The organism is Paraprevotella sp., from assembly GCF_986071375.1.
Window position 1 is genome coordinate 88,398 of record NZ_CFQRNQ010000009.1, and the last position, 23,471, is coordinate 111,868.

The window sequence follows — 23,471 nt, forward strand, 5'->3', positions numbered from 1 at the left end:
GTGAATGCGAGGATCAAATGTCCGGTTGTTCCACGGGAAAAAGCGGCCTGATTTTTCTGCGCCAAACGAAAAATCAATCTCAGGCGAACGATTTTTCGTTTGGCGCAGAATGATTTTCCAATCTCTGCCGGGTGATTTTCGGGGGTACTCCACCGCCCGGAACCGTTTCTATCGTATTTTAGTAGGATGGGCGTGGCATGCCTTGTTTTTTCTTTGAACGAAATGCCTTGTGGCGTGTATATCCTTATGACACGTGTTGCAAGTACAAACATTATTTATGGTAGAAACAGAAAGAATATGAGAAAGACGTTGCTTGTTTCGTGGGCGATGGCCGTGGCGCTTTGCGTGTCGGCACAGGAACCGCAGGAGATAAAAGGAATCGTGGAAGAGGTGCACGACTCGCTCTGGTATGCAGGCCAGGTCGAGGCTTGGCAAAAAGAAGTGGATGCAGACGGGCAGGATGAAAAGGCGTGGCGCAACCTGTTTGAGGCTGCCTGGGGGCTGAAATCTTGTTCCCGTGGAAAGAACGATGGAGGAATACCCCGTGTCTTGGAGCGTATGGAGCGGGCTATCCCCGAGACTTATACCTATAATATATGTGCTTACCGCGCCTCCCAGGGACCTGACAACAAGTTTGCGGAGATGGCGATGACGATGTTGCCGGATGATATTTCAGACCGTGGATACGATGCCATCCTGGGTTATCTTTGGATGATGGGGGAAACGGACGGGACAGGATGGAAGGCAGGGCTTTTCAATGACATCCTGAGTCGCCAGTATGAGCATGGCAAATATCCTTCGTTTATCCTGCGTTTCGGTTACAACCAGTTGCAAGGGATGGCCGAAGGCGGGCTTTTCTTCGGCAACGGCGATGCGGAACTTTTCGACAAGGTCATGTTGCAGCGCGCGATGCGTGTACATACGGACAAGGTGGTGGTCGTGATTCCTTTTCTGTCCATACGGTCCTATCGCGACGCTTTGTGCCGGAAGTTGGGGATTCCGACCTTTCCCGGGCGCGAGGTCAGAACGGAAGAAGAGTTCAAGGCGGCTGTGCAAGAGATGGTGGAATATGTCATCCGCGAATCCGGTCGCCCGGCTTACTTCTCGCCGGGTTCGCAGTGGGCCGTGCAGGGCATAGCCCGCAAACTTTATAATGAGGGATTGGTGTACCGGTACAGTGAAGAGCCTTATGACAATGTTTCGGCAGCCAAGCGCCATGTAGAGCGGGATTATCATTTCGATTACCTGACCGAACCTGCTTTCCGTTTGGAGTCATGGTGGTCGGGAAGCGAGATGTTGCTGCTGAACTACACGGTCATGTTGGGGCCATTGGTACAATCATATAGGGAATCGGGTAATCAGGAGCGTGCCGGTTGGCTTTACCGGATATTGAAAGCTTCGGTGGAGAACGGCCGGTTTTCAGCCGCGAAGAAAAAGGAATATTTGGACTATTTGGAGAAATGGCGGTAAAAATAAACTTCAGGCCGTCGTTGCGGAAACTGTCGGACGAGGAATTGATGGGGCGTGTACGGCAAATGGGTGACGAAAAGGCTTTCGATGAACTGTACCGTCGTTATGCCCGCCGCCTGTATGGCTTCTTCTTCCGTATGTTGGGGCGGGAAGGGCAGTTGGCTTCGGACTTCACACAGGAACTGTTCTTGCGCGTATGGGCGGTAAGGGGGCGGTATGAATGCGGACGGGAGTTATGTCCCTGGCTTTTCACGATGGCCTATAACTTGTGCCGGAATGAATACCGTTTCCGGAATATTGCGGTAGGTTTTGAGGAAGAGGTGCGTGGCGGACCGTGGACGTATGAGGAACAGCCGGAACTCCGGATGGATGTCCAGATGTTCGATCGCGAACTCTCCACATTGTTGGACAAGCTGCCTCCGGAGCAACGTGTGCTGTTTGCTTTGCGTTATGAGGAGGAACTTACGGTGCCGCAACTGGCCGAAGTAATGGGTATCCCGGAAGGTACGGTGAAATCGCGTCTTCATTATTTATTGCAATACTTAAGAAAGAAATTGAAGGTTTATGAAACACTTTGAGGAACAAGTTTCACAGGCAGCCATACGGCTGCGGAATGAAGAAAACGGTCGTTTATGTGTGCCACGGAACCCGCGTCGGGGTAGTGGCATTTCTTGGGGATGGGTAGCTACGCCGGTGGCAGCCGTGGTTGGTCTTTTATGGGGAGTGGAATTAGGTAAAATGTCAGATGAATCGTCGTTTCGGCAGGTTGCGCAGGAAATAGATACGGTAATATGCCATGAGGTCGTGCGTGATACGGTTTATTTCGTTCGACCGGAAAGTAAAGTTGCCTCATGGCAGGATGGTAGAGAAAGCAAAGCGGGGGGGATATCTCGGTCCGACTTTTCGGTTACAAACCCTGAACCTGAAAAAAAGACCGTGACATTGCCAACGCGGACGGGGAAATGTGTTTTGGAGGATGGTATAGACTATTCAATGTTATGGGAGCCTGTAGCAATCCGCTGAGTGGTACTTTAGAATGGATTTTTCGGTATATATTTCGGTAAACCTCCTCTTTTTACCGTATTTGCTTTGTCTTTCATGCGAACAATGGTAACTTTGTCTTCATTAATTGTAATGTGCGTAAAGAAAGTATGTATAATTCTTAAAAAAGAAAATAATGAAGAGAAATCTACTTTTATCTACTTTGTTGTTGGCATCGGCTTCGATGGCGGCACAGGGTTTTGACGGTTCGTTTGATGGGCCTTGGGAAACTTGCTATCCCGATGGAAAGACGGCAGTGGGTACGCAGCCGAAGGGTTGGATGGCATCCAGTGTATGCAAGAACTTCATCATCACGATGAAGAAAGAATTAGTGGAAGCAGATGCCGACCGTATAGGCAATGAAGATGGACATTCCGTGCGAATGTGGAATGATTACGTCGGAATGTTCGGCATCGGTGCAACCGCTCCCGGATATATCACGTTGGGTAAGGCTTGGGCATATGGTGATGTGTCTAATGTAGGAACTCCGGAAGATACCAGTGACGGTGGTGCGTATGGTGGTGTCGCCTTTACTTCTCGTCCAGATTCTTTGGCTTTTTATATAAAGCGTACTCATGCGCATGAGAAACCTGCAAACGGTTCTTTTAATGAAAGTGAAAGGGCTACGGTGGTGTTTTATTCATGGACGGGAAGTTCGGTTTCGAAAGTTACTACCGGAATGAGCAATGCGCCGGAGGTTATTGATATGGTAGACCGCGAGAAGGATATTTTGGGAAAGATAACAGAAGGTGTGACCGGAGATGCCAAGTTAGTGGCTTCTAATGAATATTATATTGAGGGCGATGTTGAAAACTGGACGCGTAATTCTTTTGCCATCGATTATAAATCGGATGTGAATCCGGAAAAGATGAATATTATTTTTGCTGCTTCCGATTACTTCGACCGTTCTGCATTAGGAACCGGCAATACACTGACGGTGGACGATGTGCGATTCATTTATAATTCACGCCTGAAAAGCCTGACGGTGGGAGGGCAAGAGGTTTCCGGTTTTGACAATGGCGTATTCGAATACCAACTACCCGGTGACATGGTGGATGCCAAAGTGGAAGCCAAGGCTTTTGGTAAAGATGCCAAAGTGGCTGTCTCAAAAAACGGAAATGTGACGACAATTGTTGTGACCGACGATACTGCCAAAGGTGAGAAAGAAAATACTTACAAGTTGACATTTAAGGGAGTACAAACCGTGATTTCCTTACCCGAAGCGGCACCGTCCATCACGTATGGTGATGCCTTAGATGGACTTGGTTTTGTATCCAATAGTGACCAGGCTTTTAGTTATTCATTCTCTGTCGACGGCGTACTGAAACAAGGAGAAGATGGGAAATTACATGCTATTGGAGCCGGTGAAGTTATGGTAACGGCAAGTCAGACCGGTAGTGAAGATTATACTCCGGCTGTTTCTGAACCGTTGATGGTGCAGGTGTCTAAGGCGGTATTGAATGTTTCCCTTGCGGAAGATGCCTGGTGTTGGCGCGGCGTCAATGTAAGTACTTCCAATTTAGATAAAGGCAAATGTGGTTATTCGTTTGTTTTGGATGGCTTGAAAGGTGATGATGCCGAGAAACCTGTGGAGGAAATTCTTTCCAAGCTTCCTACGGTGAAGGCTAATGCGCCAAAAGAAGAAGAAAAGGCCGGTGACATGCGTGAGGCTGCATTAAGTGGCGGAGAGGCTGCAAATTATGAACTTGCGTTGTCGGACAAGGCAAAGTTTGCGGTGGTGAAAAATAAAGTGGGTGTATACGTCAGATATGGAAACAATACTTTGTCATCGGTATACGACGGTGAACAATATCGTACTGTGAAAGTGGCTGTGGGGCAAGATGAATACATCTTTACGGTAGAATACACGGATGTTGTATATGATGATGAAGACGTTTTGGCCAATATGGACGTTCAGCCGGAGGTGGTATGTACGGTGAACAAGGATGCTGAAATTGGTGATGAGTTCCCGGTTTCACTGAAATTGCCGGAACAGGTGTCTTTTGATAACTTTGACCTTATCAGTATTGTACCAGATGTTGCCAAACTTGTCATGGCGGCCAATCCTGATATTACGGTAACAATACCCGAGAAAGTTGTTTATGGTGATGAATTCACGTTAGTTTCCAATGAGCATGGTATTACATATAGTAATAAGGTGTTGACTTCAGGCGTGGTGAGTATGACATCTAAAGGTGTGGTTACGGCAAAGAAAGCGGGTGAGGCTGAGTTGGTGGTAATGACTAACGCCAAAACGGTGGATGATGTGGATTACGGTGCCACTACAACGAAGGTGTCGTTCGAAGTACAGAAAGCTTTGCTTACGGTTACGGCAAAGAATGTGACGGTTAAAGTGGATGAGGAACTGCCTCCGACCTACGATTTGGTATATGAGGGTTGGATAGGGAAAGATACAGTGGAGACCGTTTTTGAAACTGAACCTGTGGCGCAACCCGAACTTCCGACGGAACTCGTACCTGGTACTTATCCTATCGTAGTGAAAGTTGAGAGCATGCCCGAAAACTATGAAGTGAAGACCGTAAATGGTATTTTGACGGTGGAAAAAGGCAATGGAGTTACATCTGTAAATAGTGGAGACGTGAAAGTGGCTTATGCTAATGGGAATTTGTATGTGCCTTGCGGCGGACGCGTGGAAGTTTACGCCTTGACAGGAGCTTTGGTCGGTCGGTATGAAGGCACTGTTATTCCGGTAGCTTTGCGTACCAATACATTATACATCGTGAAGACACAAAAGGGTGCTTTCCGCTTGTTGATAAAGTAAGTTGGAATGTGTGTCGGCTTTAGATGCCGTGCACGTATAATAATCCCCTTATTCTTTCTCTTTCCAGATGGGAGAGGACTGAATAAGGGGAAATCTTTTTTAGTCGCGGCGTTCGTTGTACACGCCGATTTCATTCAGGTACATGCGTTCGTTTTCGTTCTTCTTGGTGAAAGTGACTTTGACTTTATTGCCCCATACTTCATCAAAGCGGTGCACTTTTATTTTCCCGTTCTTCGGTGTCACGGGAATCTCATGCCAAACTCCGTCTTTGAGGTAGTGTATGCGGTAGCTGCTGAAGCTTTCGTTGTTGTCTACGAGTGAAATCATGTTGAACGGGCGCGTGCGTTCAAATTCCACTTCGTACCATGGTTCTTTGATTCTCGGGTTGGAATGCCAGGCCGAGCCGAAGTTGTCGTCGTTCCCGAAGTCCATGATGAAAGAATCGTAACTCCAACTGGAATTGGCCGGACGGTGTTTGGCGATGTTTTCTGCTGTAATCGGACGTTCATATTCGCCCAACGTCATTTCACCGCCTTCTTTTCCTTTCCAAAGGCGGCCGATTTCCTTCAACGCCTCCAAGGCATTGTCGTCAATCAATCCGTCCCGGTTGGGCGACACGTTGAGGATGAAGGTGCAGTATGCTTTGTTGAAAGGTATCAGGTTCTCGTTGACAATCCATTCGGGCGATTTTACGTCCGTTGTGGGGAAGTCGCTTTTCCAGAACCACGACGAGTTCAGCGGCAGGCACGACAAGGCCGGCATCCGGTTGGTGTCTTTGGAGATGTGTTGTCCGGCATTCTGTTCGAAGGACTTGATGTCGGTGTAGAACAATGCGTCCTGTGGGTATTTGGCAGAGTTCAAGTCCATGACGAGGCAGTTCGGCTGGAGCAGTTTGATGAAGTGATAGATGTCGTCGAATGGGACTTCTTCGTATGAAATGCGCGACCAAGGAGCGTCCCAACCGTCGATGATGAGGGCGGAAATGGGGCCATAGTTAGTCAGCAGCTCCTTTAATTGATTTTTAATCAAATCGATGTGGTCACGATGGATAAATCCCGGACGTAAACGGTGGTGCGTGTCGAGGATGGAATAATATAACATCACATCCAACCCTTTTTTACGGAAAGCGTCCACGTATTCCCGTACCACGTCACGTTTCAGGGGGCTGTTCATGACGTTGTATTCCGTGGTCTTCGTGTCCCAAATGCAATAACCACTGTGGTGTTTTGTGGTCAGGCATCCGAACTTCATTCCTGCACTAAGGGCAGCTTCGGCCCATTGGTTACAGTCCAGTTTCTTCGGATGGAAGGTTTCAGCCGGCATGTCGGGGTCGGGCCAGTCTTCGTCCACAAATGAGGGCATGTTGAAATGGATGAACATGCCGAACTTCTCGTTGACGAATTTCTGTTGCATGGCTTTCAGGTTGTCTTGGGCGAGGACTGAGCCACACACTGCGCAGGTAACCATGAGCAGCATGCTTCTTAAACTTTTGTACATAAATGACGAATGTTTTTAATGGTTATAAAAAATAGTTTCTTTTGCATAGCAAAGGTATGTATTCCGCAGCTTTCAAAAAGTTGATGTATGCTTCAAATAATGTAATAGCTGCACCAAAACGGGGGAAGAGAAAAAGAAACGTGCACTTCCGCCCATAGGATAATGTGGTTTTATCTGCGGAAGTGTACGTAATTCAGTTTGTGGAAGTGGTTATAAGACAACTTTGAAAGTTTGTGCCTTATTTCCAATGTCGGCTTTTATGAGATAGACCCCGTGTAGGGGAATGTCGGTTGTTCCGCTGCCGTTGACAGTCATGTGGGAAATGGTGGTTCCGGTTTCATCCATGATGGTCAGGGTTGTGCTTTCGTTCACGTGGTAATGCAATTTGCCATTTGCACCATATATCCGGACGCCGGGGAGCATATATTCCTCTACGGAACTGCCGGACGGGTCGAAGCGGGACTGTGTGAACGCTCCGCCTCTCTTGCCGTTGTCGATGGCCTGTACGCCCCATTCATACGTGGCTTCCTCGTCATCTATGTACATGGAGTAGACGGTCGTCGAGATTTGTCCCGAGATTTCTCTTGTTTTGATGAAACCGGTTTGCACGTCAGCCGGCACGGTCATGAAGATATTGTCTGAACCCGATTTTTTCAAATACAGGTTGTATTGCAAGGCTTCTTGGGGAGTGACGTCATCCGAAGCTGCGTCCCAACTGAAAGTGACCATCTTTGTGGCTTGGTCGTAGACGGCTTTCAGGTTTTGGGGAGCTGTGGGGGCTTCGTTGGCGACGGCTCCCTTGTCGGACGACGTGTTCCGGTAAAGTTCGGTGGCGCATTCGCGTGAGCATACGTCACTATGCGCCCATCCCATGTTCCAAGCATCCAGATAGCCATCGTTGTCGAAGTCTATCAAATGATTGTTACCGTGGGTGATGCGGTTGAACGTCCAAGGAGATTCCGTGTCGTACCATCCGCCGTAGGGCTTGAAACAGAAATCTCCCCGGTTCAGATAAAGCCAGGTTGTGATTTCGTGGCTTTCGCCGTGTCCGCCCGCTAAGATGTCCGGCAGCCCGTCGTGGTTCACGTCGCCGAACGAGGGGGTAGCCCCGTCTACTCCTTCAAATCCGCAGAACAAATCGTCCAACATCTCAAATGTCCGTCCGCCCTTATTGCGGTATACGTAGAATGATTTGGCATTCTGTCCTTTGGTGGCAGAATATCCGGTTACCACGATGTCCGTCCACCCGTCGGCATTCAGGTCGCAGGGGAAACAAGACGAATCGTATGATCCGTATAGGTATTGCCCGTTTTCGGAGAAAGTGCCGTCGCCATTGTTCCAATAGATGCGGAGATTGCCTTCGCCCGGGCCGTAACCGGATGAGATGATATCCAACCAACCGTCGTTGTCCATATCGGCAAAATGTACCGAACCTCTTGACAGCCCCGTGAAGGGTTTGTCGCCGTCCAGAGGGGTTTCTTGCCGGATGAATCCTTTCCCTTTATTGTTTTTATAGAGGTAAAGCACGCGCCGGTCGTGGTGTACGACGGGGTTACCGTTTTCATCCATGATGCCGTCTTTGTCTTCGTAGTCGTCCAGTCCGGCGATGATGAGGTCAAGGTAACCGTCTTTGTCATAATCGCCTACGGAGACGTAGTGGCGCGACCGTCCACCGTCCAGCGAGCCGTAGATAGGAGAGATTCCCATGAGGTTGCTTTCCGGCGTGGCTTGGTTTACTTCTTCAAATACATATTGCCCGTCCGGTCCGATACCTTTGTTCTCGTACAAGTAGGCAACCACATCATCGAGGTCATTTTCATAATCCATGGATTTCACTCCGGGTACGAACAAGTCCATTAAGCCGTCGTTGTTGTAGTCGAACCATGTGGGGCAAGCATAATATACCACGTCGAAAGGACTGTCCAGCTTCTTGAATGTCCCGTCTTCTTGATAGTCATACAGGGCGGAGAACTTTTTCCGCGAGGTTATCCGTTGGTGTTCGTTGTTGCCGGAATAAGTGACTTCCAGGAATCCGTCGTTGTCGAAGTCTCCCCAAGCCGCATTGGAACGGTCGGTAGAATGCAGGAACTGTCCACGGGAGATGGCGGTAGCCGCTTGTTCGGCAGGCACGGGGTATTTCACTTTTTCAAATACCGGTTCTGTCGGATTGCCCGGTTCCGGAAGTTCTGTAAAGTCTTCGTTCGTGAATTCGTCGTACACCTCCTTATAATGGAAGTCTGTGGCTGAAAACGCCGAGATGCCCACGTCTACGATTTGCTCTCCGCTGCCTTGTATGCATTTTACGGCTATCAGGTTCCAACTGTTCGGTTTGAGGGTCTGGCGTGCTTCGTCGGAAATGTCGTAAGGAATGTAATTGGAAACAGAACCTTTCTTCGTGGCAGCCCAAACTCCGTTGATGTAGATGAAAATGTCATCGTCATGGTAAATCATGAAGCGCATGCAGTCGATCATTTCTTGGGTTACGTCGCCCAAGTAGAACCAACGGCGCATGTAAATTTGCGGTGTGGTCCAAGGTATGGAGATAAGTCCTTGCGTATTCCATAATGAACTCTTTCCGAATGCGGCAGTCCCTTTGGGCCATAGGCTGTCATCGAACCCTTTGGAAAACCAGTGGCGAGGTGCATTGTCTTCGGTGATGAACTTCCATTTGTATTTATGTTCCTTGGCCGTCGATACGACGGGTTGTATCTTTACGTCGCTTTGCGGCATGTTGATGCATTCCAAGATTTTATCTTTCAATTCTCCTGTGGGTGAATATGGTTTCAATATGCGCCGGTCATAGGTGTAGATGCCGTTCTTCTCGATTTCCACGTCCGACAACTGTGTGTAAACGGCTGCGTTAAGTCCATAATAATAATGGTCTTTGATTTTGTCAGCCAAGTCGTTGAACATGATGGTAAAGTCTTCCGGTGTTTCCACAGTCGTGTATCCGAAGTCGCCGCCCGGCCAGATATGTCCGGGTACTTTCAGGGTGATGCCTCCGTATTCACCGTTGACGCAGGCGCGTTTCTGGTCAATGGGGCAAGAAGGGTAGGGGTAGCTGTGAGAGTCCTTGATGTCACCGATTTCGGCATCGTTCCATCCGCTGGCGCAGCAGACAAGGCTTTGCGGGCTGACTTTGTCGATGACTACTTGCGTCATCCGTTCGGTGTCGAACTGTCCCCACCCCTCATTGAATACGACCCATTGCACGATGCTCGGATGGTTTTCGAAAGCATCTATGATGCGGACAGCTTCCTCTTCAAAGTTCTGCCTTGCAAAGGCTTCGTGTCCGGCAGGAAGGTTCGGGCTGGGCAGGTCTTGCCATACTAATATCCCTTCGCGGTCGCAATGCATGTACCAGCGTGACGGTTCCACTTTGATGTGTTTGCGTATCATGTTGAAGCCAAGTTCTTTCATCGCTTTGATGTCGAACAGGAGGGCTTCGTCGCTAGGTGCCGTGTACAGTCCGTCCGGCCACCAACCTTGGTCCAACGGTCCCATTTGGAAGATTTGTGTATCGTTCAGGAAGATGCGTGGTGTGCCGTCCACGTTTTTCACTTCAATCTTGCGCATGCCGCAATAGCTTTTCACGGCATCGGTTTGTTGTCCTTCCGAAGATAGTGTGATGTTGAGGTCGTAAAGGTAGGGATGTTCTGACGACCACAGTTCCGGAGCGTTTACAGGCAAGGTGCATGGAGTGCCTGTGGCTACGCCTTGCAATGAAGCTACAGTGTTACCGTCGGGGGCTGACAACCGGATGTCGGCAGTGGCTTCGCTGTCGCCGGTAGCGTTCACTTGCAGTTTGAAGCAGGAATTGTCCACGTCCGGTTCGATAGACAACCGGGTGATATGTACCGGATTCACCGGTTCGAGCCAAACCGTCTGCCAGATGCCGCTGACTGGAGTGTACCAACATCCCCACTTGTCCAAGGCTTGTTTGCCTTTAGGTTGGCCTTCTGCTCCCGTATTGTCATGGATATAAACGGCTATTTCCTGCTCGCCTCCGTCTGTTAGTGCAGAGGTTATGTCGAAATAGAACGGGTCGTAACCTCCCGTGTGTTGGCCTACTTTCTTTCCATTGACATAGACAATCGCTTTCCAATCCACGGCATCGAAATGCAACAGGATGTTTTTCCCTTTCATGCTTTCCGGTATCGTCAGAGTTCGCCTGTACCAATAGCATTGGTTGTCGCTTTCTTCCATTACACCGGAGATGGCCGATTCAAGTGGGAAGGGCACGAGTATTTTCTTGTCATAAATGAAATCGGGGCTGTAAGCTTCGTCTTGTATGGCTTTCCGCAAGTCCCAAATGCCATTTAAGTTCATCCATTCTTGGCGTTCCATTTGTGGACGGGGGTATTCGCCGAGCACATTTTCCGGGTCAAGGGTTTCGCTCCAAGGTGTCATCATGGGGCCTTGCTTCATTTGCCATTCTACGGCATTTGCCGTCCGTATGCCTGTGAGCAATAGCAGGCTTACGGCAATCATGTGTTTTATTTTCATAATGGTCATTTTAGAAATGGATGCGGGGGCATGTTCACCCCGCATCCAAAGGTTAGGTGTTTTTTATTTCACGATAAACTTTTGGGCAGTTGTCTTACCGTCCTTGTCTGTAGCTTTCAGGATATAGATGCCCGAATTGAGGTTGTCGATGAGCGTTGTGCCGGCTTTTACGTCCATTTCAGCTATGGCAGTTCCGTTTACGGTGTAAACCGTGACATGCATATCCGTGCCGGTGCAAATGGTGGCCCGGTTGTCATGGCCGCGTACTTCTATTCCGTTTCCTTGGGCAATGTTTTCCTTGATGCTTTGGGGATTCTCTCCCGGATCGAGGTACAAGCCATAGATGTTGGCACCGATATTATCCCTGTCGGGCAAGTTATAGACTACGTACAGGTCATGTATTCCGCTTATGTCTGCCAAATCGCCGGCTGTCGTCAGCTTGTTGCCCCAACTTCCGGTGCCTTGCGCCCTGACGACGGCTACGGGTTCGCGTCCTTCGAGTGCCGCATTCAATTCTTCCAGGTTGGTGACATTTTCCCAGTCGATGTCGTTCAAGTCTGTGTAAAGCGTAAAGTTGGCATCTTCTATGGTACTGCCAATGTATGAAGGTTCGCAGGATGCGTTGATGAAGACCTCTTTATAGTAATTGTCCTTGAAGTCGATGCCTTTGTAAGCTACGACTACGCCGGCTTTGGTGTAACCTATGTTGCTTCCTTCGCATCGTGCATCCCCGCTGATAGGCTTGATGACTTCCCATTGTATGCCTTGGTTGGTGTCAGTTCCTTCCGTAGCCCCGTTTTCTCCTGTCGTGACGAACACTACGGCATTCTTCGATGGTTCTACGTTTTCATATACCACGCCGCAATCCGGATTTTCAAACCAGAGGGAATCCTTGACCAGTTCGATTTTCTGCAGATTCGTGGCATCTCCCCACTTGATGAACAGGCGATGGCTGCCGGTCACATCTTGTAACCGGGTGGCTACCGGAGTGAAGCTGTTCCATTCCTGTATGTTGATTCCGGTCCATGTCCGTGCTATCATATTTTCGGGTTTAACCTCGTCTATGTAGAATTCCATATATTCCATGTATCTTTCACCGTCGTGACCGATATAGGCCACCAGTTGTTGGAACTCTCCGTTACCGAAGTCTATTTCCTCGGTGGATTTGACGATAAATCCGTTGTTTGTTCCGCCCCAGCATCCGGCTTCTTCGTTGTATTTTGCATCTTTGTAGGGATCTTCTTCCGGATTCTCCGGAACGTCTACCGCCCTCACAAGGGCAGAACCGTCGATGACGGTGGCCAGTTCTTCGTATCCTTCCATTTCGCCGGGCCATGGTTGCAGGCCTTCCTCTTCTTCCGGTATAGCTTCTTCGTAGAATTTCACGGAACGCAAGTTCCCGCTTCCGGCACGGAAAGTCAGCCATACTTTCTGTTTGCCGGTAGGACGTGCGAAACCGTCTTCTTCTTTCATGTTTTCGGCAAACATGTCGAACTGGTGGTAACCGAAAGTCCTTTCCACCCTGATTTCATTGAACGGGACGGCTTCTTCCGGAGTAGCCCCGGCACTGAGTACGACGTATTTGGCTTCACCATACGTGCCCCATCCGTTGGCAAACTCCACACCGGTAGCCTGATAGGCATTTCCGTCTGTTCCGAAATCTACCTCTCCCAATCCGATGACGGTGTTTTCGCTAGTGTTACCTATGTTTCCGTATCCCACGTCAAAAGACGCGTCTGTCACCAATTCGATGTTTTCCGCATTGCTCTTCATGAGCGGGATAAACAAGTCGCCGGTAGCAGGTTGAGGCTCTTCGGGGTTCTGTCCCGGATCCAAATACAATCCGTAGATGTTGGCACCGATATTGTCCCTGTCGGGCAAATTATAGACCACATATAAATTATGTATGCCTTCCACATGGCTTAACGGGGCTGTAGTGGTGAGTTTGTTACTCCACGCGCCGGTACCTTGTGCCCTGACTATAGCCACCGGCTCACGGCCTTCGAGCGCGCCATGCAGCTCGTCTAAGTTAGTCACGGTGGCCCAGTCGATGTCGTCCAAGTCTACATATAAAGAGTAATTAGCCTCTTCTGTGGTGCTGCCGATATAGGTCTTGTCGCAAGAAGCATTGATGAACACGTCCTTATAATAACCGTTCTTGAAGTCTATGTCTTGGTACATTACCACCACGCCGGCTTTTGTATAACCGATGTTGCCGCCCTCGCATTTGGCATCCCCGCTGATGGGTTGGATTATTTTCCAGGCAGTTTCGCCTTGGGACACGTCTCCGCCTTCCGTAGCTCCGGATTCGCCTTTGGTCACGAATACCACAGCATTCTCCGACGGTTGTGCGTTGTCGTAAACGACTCCGCAGTCCGGATTCTCATACCAGACGGGTTCTTTGACCAAATCTATCTGGTGGAGGTTCGTGGCATTGCCCCATTTCACATACAGGTGATGGCTGCCCGTTACCTCTTTCAACGTAGTGGCCACCGGTGTGAACTTGTTCCATTCCTGTATATTGATGCCCGTCCATGTCCTGGCCACCATATTTTCCGGTTTTACTTCGTCGATATAGAATTCCATGTACTCCGTGTATCTTTCACCGTCATGCCCGATATAGGCCACTAATTGTTGGAATTCTCCGTTGCCGAAGTCTATTTCCTTGGTGGATTTGACGATAAACCCGTCGTTTGTTCCGCCCCAACATGCCGTATTTTCATCGTATTTGGCATCTTTGTAAGGGTCTTCTTCCGGATTTTCAGGTACTTCTACCGCTCTCTCAAATGCGGCAGCTTCTATGGAGTTCGTGATGTCTCCGTAGCTTTCTGCTTGGTTGGGCCAAGGCTGTACGCCTTCCATACCTTCGGAAAGGGCGTTTTCATAGAACTTCACCGAACGCAGGTTGCCTTGTCCGGCACGGAATGTCAGCCACACTTTCTGTTTACCGGTGGGAAGGGCGAATCCGTCTCCTTTGTCCATATTCTCGGCAAATAGTTCAAACTGATGGTAACCGTAAGTGCGGGTCACGGTCATTTCGTTGAACGGGACGGCCTCTTCTGCCGTGGCTCCGGCACTGAGGACTACAATCTTCTCTTCGTCGTAGCTGCCCCATCCGTGGGCGAACTCCACTCCGGTGGCTTTGTAGTTCGTCCCGTCTGTACCGAAATCCACTTCTCCCAAACCGATGACGGTTTCCGTCGAAGTGTTCCCGATGCAGCCGTAACCTACATCAAAACTCGCATCTTTTACCAACTCAATGTGGGATGCGTTGCTTTTCATGAGTCCGACGACCAGGTCTTCGGCCATCGCCTGACTTGTCCCCAATAAGGACAGTACTCCTACGAGTAACGTGTTTTTTCTCATTGTGATTAACTGTTTAATTTATGGGTTAAGTTGTAATGAAGTATTGCGGGTGCGCCCACGATACTTGTTTTTTATGGTTATCAAAGATCTCGACGCTGTAAATTTACACCTTTATGATATAGCGGAAAGAGAATAAACGCGTCAAATAGTGGTAGGGTTGAATCAATACGCTCTTTTTGGGCACAGGTTGGCGCATTTGCTTTGTTTTTTATCCGCTTTGTACTATCTTTACCCTTGTAAAATAAGGCACAAATGAAAGCAAAGATAGATTGCATATTGGACTTCCTGAAAGATGTGGCGGCGCATAACGACCGGGGATGGTTTGCAGGACACAAAAGGCAGTATGAGGAAGCGCACGGGCTTTTCGAGGAGATGGTGCAGGCACTTATCCATCGTATCGCGGTATTTGACGGTAGTGTGGCACACCTTACGGTAAAGGATTGCACGTATCGTTTTTATCGCGACACGCGTTTCTCTGAAGACAAATCGCCTTATAAGCGCCATTTCGGAGCCTATATCAACGCCTGCGGCAAGAAATCCTGGCATAGCGGTTATTATTTCCACCTTCAGCCCGGCGAATGCTTGTTGGCCGGTGGGTCGTGGTGTCTGCCTTCGCCGATTCTGAAAGCTGTCCGCCAGTCCATCGTGGACGAGGTGGACGAATTCCGCTCTATTGTGGAGGCGGCAGATTTCAAGGCGGCATTTCCCGTCATAGGCGAGACGCACTTGAAAACCCTTCCTAAGGGCTTTCCGAAGGATTTCCCTTATCCGGATTATTTGAGGCCGAAAGATTACTCCGTTTGCCACACGGTGCCGGATGATTTCTTCCGTGATGAAAACTGGTTGGACCGTACGGCCGGGATTTTCGAGTTGATGAAGCCCTTCAATGATTTTGTGAACTATACGATTGACGAATGCGAGTGAATCGTAAGATGCCGGACTGATGATTATATTTAACCTGAAAATAAAGAAAATATGAATGTAGGAGACAAGGCGCCCGAGGTGCTGGGCGTGAACGAACAAGGAGAGCAGATTTTGTTGAGCCACTACCGTGGAAAGAAAGTGGTGCTTTATTTTTATCCCAAGGACAATACGTCGGGCTGTACGGCCGAAGCTTGCAGCCTGCGCGACAACTATTCTGCGCTGAAGGATAAAGGATACGAGGTAATCGGGGTAAGCGTGGACAGTGCCGCTTCGCACAAGAAGTTCATAGAGAAACATGAGTTGCCTTTCACGTTGATTGCCGATACGGACAAGTTGTTGGTCAATGAGATGGGCGTATGGGGAGAGAAGAGCATGTATGGCCGCAAGTATATGGGAACTTTCCGCACCACCTTTGTCATTGATGAAGAAGGAGTGATAGAGAAGGTCTTCTCCCCGAAAGAAGTCAAGACCAAGACGCACGGCGAACAGCTGCTTGCGTTGTAGATGGCATAGCCGAAGTTACGGCCGCCCTTCCATATACCTATTTATATATATGGGAGGGCGGCCGTTTTTTTAGTCAAGGCCGGAGAAACGGGTCAGCGGTTCAAGTAATGCCGGGCCACTTCGAGGGCCGTATGGATATTGTCGCAGATGTTTTTCTTGCCGAGCAGTTCATAAAATCCGCTTTTCTTGAGGGCTTCGTGTACTTTCGGATTAACTCCGGACAAGATGATGTGCACCCCTTCGCGATGGCTCATCTCGCACAGGTTGGTCAGGTTGTGGATACCCGTAGAGTCGATGAACGGAACTTTCCGCATGCGGATGATACGTACCTTAGGCTGTTCCTTGGTTTGTAGTACGACCTCTTCAAACCGGTTGGCAATGCCGAAGAAGTAAGGGCCGTTGATTTCGTAGACCTCCGTGTGGTCGGGAATGTGCAAGTGTTCTTCCGAAATCACGGTGCCGTCGGCATCCGTAGGGACGATTTCATCCTTAAAAAGGTTCACCTCCGTGGTTTCCATGACCCGCTTGATGAACAACAGGCAGGCCAGTACCAGTCCGAACTCAATGGCTACGGTCAGGTCGAATATCACGGTGAGGAAGAAAGTGATAAGCAAGACGGCCACATCGGACTTAGGATTGCGCAAAAGTTCCCTGAATGTCCGCCAACCGCTCATGTTATAGCTCACAATGACCAATACGCCCGCCAGACAGGCCATAGGAATGTATTGCGCCAGTGGCATGAGCAACAGGAAAATGAGCAGCAGCACGATAGCATGCACGATACCGGCCACGGGCGTGCGTCCCCCATTGTTGATGTTCGTCATGGTACGGGCGATGGCACCGGTGGCAGGGATGCCGCCGAAGATGGGGGAGAGGATGTTGGCGATGCCCTGTCCCACTAATTCCTGGTTCGAGTCATGATGGTCGCCGATGACACCGTCGGCCACGGTGGCCGAGAGCAGCGATTCGATGGCTCCCAGTATGGCGATGGTGATGGCAGGAGCCATCAGTTGCTTGATGCTTTCCCAGTTCAGTTCGGGTACGTTCATGCCCGGAAGTTCGGCTTTAATCATGAAGCGGTCGCCGATGGTTTCCACTTGCGTCGCTATACCGTATTGTTTCAGCAGGTAGACTCCCACGGTCATGACGATGATGGCAATGAGCGAACCCGGAATCTTGTGGGTCAGTTTGGGGGAGAGGGCGATAATGGCCACGCTGACTATACCCACGGCGGTGGACCATACGTCCAAGCTGCCGAAGTGGCGGATGTACACGATCCATTTCTCTATGAAATCGGCCGGCACGTTGTCGATGGTCAGTCCGAACAGGTCTTTGATTTGCGTCGTGAAAATGGTCACGGCGATTCCGCTAGTGAAGCCTACCACGATGGGATAGGGGATGTATTTGATGATGGTACCCAGATGGAATACGCCCAACAGAATCAGGAACACGCCGGCCATGACGGTGGCCACAAGCAGGCCTGCTTCGCCGTATTGTTGTATGATGCCGTAGATGATGACGATAAAAGCCCCCGTCGGTCCGCCGATTTGCACACGGCTTCCGCCAAACAGGGACACGGCCAGTCCGGCGATGATGGCCGTGATGATGCCCTTCTCAGGTGTCACGCCGGATGCAATGCCGAAGGCTATGGCCAATGGCAGGGCTACGATGCCCACTATGAGGCCGGCCATGATGTCTGCCGTCAGCTTTTCTTTGTTGTACTCTCTCAAGTCAAGGAATAGTTTAGGCTTGAATTCAAATTTGCTCATAATCTGGTTATTTTGGATTTGTATATCCTGATTGTTTTTAAGGAAGTGCAAAGATAGCCCTTTTATGTCACAAACTCTAATAAATTGCTAAAAAACGTTTTTATGCGGAGGTTGGAAATGATAAAATGTTTGTGGATATGGGGGAAAAACGATACTAAAGCCTCAAAATGGGGTGGAAAGCAAAAATTAAATGTTATCTTTGCGATTAAAATTATTCACTATTAAAAACATTTTAAGTTATGTTCGAAGGTCAACCTAAAGGTCTTTATGCATTGGCGCTGGCCAATACGGGCGAGCGTTTCGGTTACTACACGATGCTGGCCATTTTCACGTTGTTCTTACAGGCGAAATTCGGATACTCAGCCGGTGAGACATCCACAATTTTCGGCGTGTTCCTCGGGGCGGTTTATTTTGTGCCGCTTTTTGGTGGAATGTTGGCCGACAAGTACGGGTTCGGCAAGATGGTCACGCTCGGTATATTCATCATGTTCATCGGTTACTTGTTGTTAGCGGTCCCGACGGGTGCTGATGTGGCCGGAAAGTCCATGATGTTCGGTGCGTTGGCATTGATTGCTTGCGGCACGGGACTTTTCAAAGGCAACCTGCAAGTCATGGTCGGCAACCTCTATGATGCGCCAGAGTACAGGGACAAGCGCGACACGGCGTTCAGCCTCTTCTACATGGCCATCAACATCGGTGCGCTGTTTGCCCCCACGGCGGCCACCAAGATGACTAATTACGTGTTGGGCATGAACGGCTTCACTTATAATGCACAGATTCCTGCCCTTGCCCACCAGTATATGGATAATGCGGCGGGAATGACGGCACAGTCTGCCGCCACGTTGGAGTCGCTCAAGGCTGCACAGGGATTCACGGGTGACACGGCGGTTTTCTGTCAGAGTTACATCGAAAAGTTGTCCGAAGCTTACAATTACGGCTTTGCCGTGGCATGTGTTTCGCTTATCGTGTCCATCCTTATATACTATGGCTTCCGCAGCACTTTCAAGCATGCCGATTATAACGCGAAGACGGCATCTGACGGGCATGTACCCGTGGAGGAACTGTCTCCGGCCGAGACGCGCCAACGCATCACCGCGCTTTGTCTTGTGTTTGCCGTGGTGCTCTTTTTCTGGATGGCTTTCCACCAGAACGGCTTGACGCTTACGTTCTTCGCGCGCGATTATACGCAGGCTTCGGCTTCGGGCTTGTTGGGCATGACGTTTAATGTGTTCAATTTGGTGCTGATTATTGCTTTGGTGTATGCCATGTTCTCTCTCTTCCAAAGCAGGACAGGCCGCGGCAAACTGGTTTCCGGTCTGGTGGCAGTAGCTTCCGTGGGCGTTCTGGCGGGGCAGTATGCAGCAAGCGATGCCGAGGTGGAGATCCTGCCGCAGATTTTCCAACAGTTCAATCCGTTCTTCGTGGTAGCCTTGACACCGGTTTCGTTGGCGATATTCGGTTTCTTGGCCAAGAAAGGAAAGGAACCTTCGGCTCCTCGTAAAATCGGGTTGGGGATGCTGATTGCCGCCTGCGGTTTCGGTATCATGGCTTTCGGTTCCATGGGATTGCCTACGCCCGATGCGTTGGCTCAGGGTGCCGATGTCAGCTTGGTCTCGCCCAATTTGCTCATTTCCACTTATCTTGTGTTGACGTTTGCTGAGTTGTTGTTGTCTCCCATGGGCATTTCTTTCGTGTCTAAAGTGGCTCCCCCGAAGTATAAGGGTATGATGATGGGTGGTTGGTTCGTGGCCACGGCTATCGGCAATTACATGGTGTCTATCATCGGTTACCTGTGGGGCGGCATCGAGTTGTGGATGGTGTGGAGCGTGCTCATCGTGCTTTGTCTGCTTTCGGCCTTGTTCATCTTCTCCATTATGAAGAAGCTCGAAAAGGTGGCGTAAGGAATATTTTTCGGGAACTTTTCTTGTAAAGTTTCCGGATGAAGTGTGAAACCTCTGGGTGTCATTCTCTATTATGTTGGCATTCAGAGGTTTAATGTTTTGTGTAGAGTCGTGAAATTCTTTGCGCCAAATGAAAAATCAATCTCAGCCGAATGAAAAATCGTTTGGCTGAGATTGATTTTTTGTTTGGCGCATGTTGTTTTTCAGATTTCCTACATGAGGAATTTGTAAATCTTTACGCCCTGACTCCCGGGCTTAGCGGTCTTCCCAGATTTCGGCCATCGCCTTGCGTGTCTTTTCCGGAATGGCCGGTGTGGCCGGATAGCCGATGGGGATGATGGCTACCGGATACCACTCGTCAGGCAGATTGAAAAGCTCTTGGCAGAGTTGCACGCGGAAGTTGCACACCCAACAAGTACCCAATCCTTGTTCAGTCGCAGCCAGGCACAAGTGCTCTATGGCGATGGCCACGTCGATGTCGGCATGGTTTTTCTCGTCATACCGCCGCGTCCAGGCCGCCCCGTGGTTTTCGCAGACCAAGATATAAGCCGGAGCCTCGCGGAACCATTCCTTGTCGTAACATTGCTGCAGGCGTGCGCGGTCGTCTTCGCCGGTGAAGAGGATGAATTTCCATGGCTGCCTGTTGACGGCCGAGGGAGCCAGGCGCGTGCATTCTTTGATATATTCCATTTTCTCTGCCGGAATGGCATCCGGCTTGAAGGCACGCACGGAATAGCGTGCGTGGCAAAGGTCTTTGAAGTCCATAATCATGTATTTTGTGGTTCAGTGAACAAATGTACACAAAAAACAATAAAGCTGTATTTTATGCGGCAGAAAATAAGTATTTCTTCACAAAGTATAAATGAGGGTAAATAAAATCCTGAAAAGTTTGTGGGTATGGCAAATAGTGTTACCTTTGTGATATGCGATTCCTGTGTATGTGAGAGATGAAGGGGAAGCATACTAAACCCAATATATTAATTAAAAAATGAAGAAATCATGTTGACGCAAATTATCATCACTTCTATGGCAGCCGTATTTTCGCTGCCCCAGTTACCCTACGAGAGCAATGCCTTGGAACCTGTCATCAGCAAGGAAACCATAGATTATCATTATGGCAAGCATTTACAGGCATACGTGAATACGTTGAATACGTTGGTGAAAGGCACCGAGTATGAAAAGAAGAATCTGGAAGAGATCGTACGCCATGCACCGGCCGGTCCGTTGTTTAACAATGCGGGCCAGGTGCTCAATCATACACTGTATTTTGAACAGTTCCGTCCGGTGGGGGCTGAAGGCCCGGCAGTGCCGGAAGGCAAGTTGGACAAGGCCATCCGGACTGCATTCGGAAGCTTTGACGAATTCAAGGAGAAAATGGCGGCAGCCTCCACCGGTTTATTCGGTTCGGGTTGGGCGTGGTTGGCGCAAAACGAAAAGGGCGAATTGGTTATCGTACAATGTCCTAACGGCGGCAATCCTGTGACGATGGGCTACGTGCCCCTGTTGGGATTCGATGTTTGGGAACATGCCTACTATGTGGACTATCGCAATCGGCGTGCCGACCATATCGCAGCTTTGTGGCAGATTATTGATTGGAAAGTAGTGGAGAATCGAATGAAATAGGCTTTCCGTATGGGAAAGTATATTTTCGATTAGTTAAGGTTGGACCGCCTGTTGTCGTGAAGATAACAGGCGGTTTTTAGTATCCCTCATGGAATGGGGAAATCATTGGGTGTCTAATGATTTGATGTAGCTGTACATCAGTTTGTAGAAAGGTGTGCGGCATAGCGTATGGCTGTTGCCCACTATGATAAGCTTCATGCGTGCCCTCGTGATGGCCACGTTCATACGGCGCAGGTCGTGCAGGAATCCGATTTGCCCGTTCTCGTTGCTCCGCACCAAGCTGATGAGGATGACGTCGCGCTCCTGCCCTTGGAACCCGTCTACGGTGTTTACGCTCAGCAGATGGCGGTAGGGTTTGAAAAAGGCATCCCGGCGCAACAGGGTGCGCAATAGTTGCACTTGGCCTTTGTAAGGGGAGATGAGCCCGGTGTCGATGCGTTCCGCCAATATCCTTTCCTTGCCTATCTTTTGGAAATAGGCCTTCAGTATGTTCAGGGTGAGCCGTGCTTCTTCGGGGTTGGAACGGCTAGTGCTGTCCGGATTGCGGGTTTCTTCGAAGTCGGGTATCCCTGCCGTCGGGGGAGCCGGTGCGGATACCGGATTGGAAGGTTCTTCTGTCAGGTATGGGGCGGTTTGTTCCTCGTCTGCCGTGTCTATCCATTCCATTGGCGTGTCCCAGTCCAGAATGCCCCTGTATTTCACTTCCGGGGCACTTTCCACCTTCCCGTCGTAGAAGCATTCGCTAGAGAAGTGCATGATGGCATCGTTCATGCGGTATTGCGTACGGAGCAGGCTGACAGCGGAAGGTTGGCGGGCGGCGATGGTTTCCATCAGCGTGCGGTCCAGTCCGCCCTTCAGGGCCTCGGGGCATTTCACGGTGGGAGGAAGTTGGCGGTGGTCACCGGCCAGGATGACGCGCCCGGCCTTTTGGATGGCAATCCAACAGGACGCTTCGAGGGCTTGGGCGGCTTCGTCGATGAACAAGGTTGAGAACTTTTTTCCTGCTAATACGCGGTTGGCACTGCCTGTCAGCGTGCAGGCAATGACCCGCGTTTCGTTGAACAAACTTTCGTTGATGGCGATTTCCAGTTCGGTTGCCCGGTCGCGCAGCCGGGCTATCTTTTGGTGGAAAGCTTCACGGCCCGACGACGGGCGGTGGGCGTACAGGTCGCGGATGGCTTTGCGGATGGCCCAGAGCGAGGGGTAGGAAGGATGTGCTTCGAAACGCCGTTCGTAGGTGAACGACAGCATCTTGTCATTCACGCGAGAAGGGTTTCCGATGCGCAGGACTGCCACGCCCCGGTCGGTCAGTTTCTCCGAAATCCAGTCTACGGCCATGTTACTTTGTGCGCACACCAATACTTGGCTCTCGCGGTGGAGCGTCTCGTAGATGGCTTCCACAAGGGTAGTGGTCTTGCCTGTTCCCGGAGGGCCGTGCACGATCATCACGTCTTTGGCACGCAACACTTCGTTGACTGCGGTTTCTTGTGTGGGATTGAGCCAAGGAAAACGTACTGGTTGGAATGTAAAGTGACCGGCCTGGGCCGTTCCGTGAAAAATGTCGCGCAATTCTGCCAAGCGGCCATGCCGTGCGGCACTTACCCGGTCCAAGGCTTCGAACATCAGGCGGTAGGTGGTTTCGTCCAAGTAGAGTTGCGCACCGACGCGGTCGTTTCCTCTCAAATGCGAAAGGGTTTCCGTGTCCGGCAGGGCTACCACCATCGTGTTGCCGTCTACGAAGCTTACGGTGCCGGTGAAGTGGAAATAATGCAGTCGGCCGCCGTGGTTGCCCTGTCGTAGCTCTCCGGAGGCATCTTGTGTGAAGAAACACACTTGTTTGCCCGGCTCGAAGCCATGGTCTTCTTCTGTATGCTCCGTGCGTTCTACTTCTATTACCAGTTGGTTGAGCGAGTTGTAATAACTCTTTCCAAAGGAAAGCGGGTACCAACATAGCCCTTGTTTGATTTTTCGGGTTATACCGGCTATTTCCGTTTGGGTGCGGAATTGCGTTTTTTCGTATTCATATTCCAATTCGAGCAAGCGACGTTGCTGTTGGAGCCATAAGACAGGTGATGCAGGCATGGCAGC

The 23,471-nt window shown here is 50.0% G+C and carries 14 protein-coding genes; 8 read left to right on the plus strand and 6 right to left on the minus strand.

The features are described 5' to 3' along the window. Positions 1-297: 297 nt before the first annotated feature. The 4 genes from AC5RDV_RS06580 (at position 298) to AC5RDV_RS06595 (ending at position 5,293) form a co-directional block, all read left to right on the plus strand. Complete coding sequence (locus tag AC5RDV_RS06580; protein ID WP_282748373.1) at positions 298-1,470, plus strand: hypothetical protein; 1,173 nt, start codon at positions 298-300, stop codon at positions 1,468-1,470. Further along, positions 1,461-2,048 carry an RNA polymerase sigma factor gene (locus AC5RDV_RS06585; protein ID WP_282748372.1) on the plus strand — a complete coding sequence of 196 codons (588 nt, stop codon included), beginning with the start codon at positions 1,461-1,463 and terminating at the stop codon, positions 2,046-2,048. Before AC5RDV_RS06580 ends, AC5RDV_RS06585 begins: the two co-directional genes overlap by 10 nt. Continuing rightward, positions 2,035-2,493, plus strand: coding sequence for a hypothetical protein (locus AC5RDV_RS06590; protein ID WP_282748371.1), 459 nt, complete (start codon positions 2,035-2,037; stop codon positions 2,491-2,493). The genes AC5RDV_RS06585 and AC5RDV_RS06590 overlap by 14 nt, the downstream gene beginning before the upstream one ends. Positions 2,494-2,647: 154 nt before the next feature. Further along, complete coding sequence (locus tag AC5RDV_RS06595; protein WP_232038372.1) at positions 2,648-5,293, plus strand: MBG domain-containing protein; 2,646 nt, start codon at positions 2,648-2,650, stop codon at positions 5,291-5,293. 99 nt (positions 5,294-5,392) lie between these two features. Here AC5RDV_RS06595 and AC5RDV_RS06600 read toward each other — a convergent pair whose 3' ends face one another. The 3 genes from AC5RDV_RS06600 to AC5RDV_RS06610 form a co-directional block, all read right to left on the minus strand. After that, positions 5,393-6,769, minus strand: coding sequence for an alpha-L-fucosidase (locus AC5RDV_RS06600; protein WP_282748396.1), 1,377 nt, complete (start codon positions 6,767-6,769; stop codon positions 5,393-5,395). Between the two features lie 231 nt (positions 6,770-7,000). Then, positions 7,001-11,341 (minus strand): FG-GAP-like repeat-containing protein, encoded by a 4,341-nt coding sequence (locus tag AC5RDV_RS06605; protein WP_345894545.1) that lies wholly within the window; start codon positions 11,339-11,341, stop codon positions 7,001-7,003. Positions 11,342-11,359: 18 nt separating this feature from the next. Beyond that, complete coding sequence (locus tag AC5RDV_RS06610) at positions 11,360-14,662, minus strand: T9SS type A sorting domain-containing protein (RefSeq protein ID WP_282748369.1); 3,303 nt, start codon at positions 14,660-14,662, stop codon at positions 11,360-11,362. A gap of 252 nt (positions 14,663-14,914) precedes the next feature. Here AC5RDV_RS06610 and AC5RDV_RS06615 point away from each other — a divergent pair, with 252 nt between their 5' ends. Beyond that, positions 14,915-15,586 (plus strand): DUF2461 domain-containing protein, encoded by a 672-nt coding sequence (locus tag AC5RDV_RS06615; RefSeq protein WP_282748368.1) that lies wholly within the window; start codon positions 14,915-14,917, stop codon positions 15,584-15,586. 51 nt (positions 15,587-15,637) lie between these two features. Then, positions 15,638-16,090, plus strand: a complete 453-nt coding sequence (bcp, locus tag AC5RDV_RS06620) for a thioredoxin-dependent thiol peroxidase (RefSeq protein WP_282748367.1) — start codon at positions 15,638-15,640, stop codon at positions 16,088-16,090. A 92-nt stretch (positions 16,091-16,182) separates the two neighbouring features. On the opposite strand, the gene AC5RDV_RS06625 is transcribed toward bcp, so the two are convergent. Then, entirely contained in the window at positions 16,183-17,859 is a 1,677-nt protein-coding gene (locus tag AC5RDV_RS06625) for a SulP family inorganic anion transporter (protein WP_040602590.1), read from the minus strand. A gap of 239 nt (positions 17,860-18,098) precedes the next feature. Between AC5RDV_RS06625 and AC5RDV_RS06630 the strand changes: the two genes are divergently transcribed. After that, positions 18,099-19,760, plus strand: a complete 1,662-nt coding sequence (locus AC5RDV_RS06630) for a peptide MFS transporter (protein WP_195996178.1) — start codon at positions 18,099-18,101, stop codon at positions 19,758-19,760. A gap of 255 nt (positions 19,761-20,015) precedes the next feature. Here the strand turns inward: AC5RDV_RS06630 and AC5RDV_RS06635 are convergent, their stop codons facing one another. Continuing rightward, on the minus strand, positions 20,016-20,525 hold the full coding sequence (locus AC5RDV_RS06635; protein ID WP_040602620.1) for a nitroreductase family protein: 510 nt from the start codon (positions 20,523-20,525) through the stop codon (positions 20,016-20,018). A gap of 234 nt (positions 20,526-20,759) precedes the next feature. Between AC5RDV_RS06635 and AC5RDV_RS06640 the strand changes: the two genes are divergently transcribed. Next, positions 20,760-21,383, plus strand: a complete 624-nt coding sequence (locus AC5RDV_RS06640; protein WP_008625677.1) for a superoxide dismutase — start codon at positions 20,760-20,762, stop codon at positions 21,381-21,383. A gap of 102 nt (positions 21,384-21,485) precedes the next feature. On the opposite strand, the gene AC5RDV_RS06645 is transcribed toward AC5RDV_RS06640, so the two are convergent. Next, on the minus strand, positions 21,486-23,465 hold the full coding sequence (locus AC5RDV_RS06645; protein WP_282748366.1) for an AAA domain-containing protein: 1,980 nt from the start codon (positions 23,463-23,465) through the stop codon (positions 21,486-21,488). Positions 23,466-23,471 lie beyond the last annotated feature (6 nt).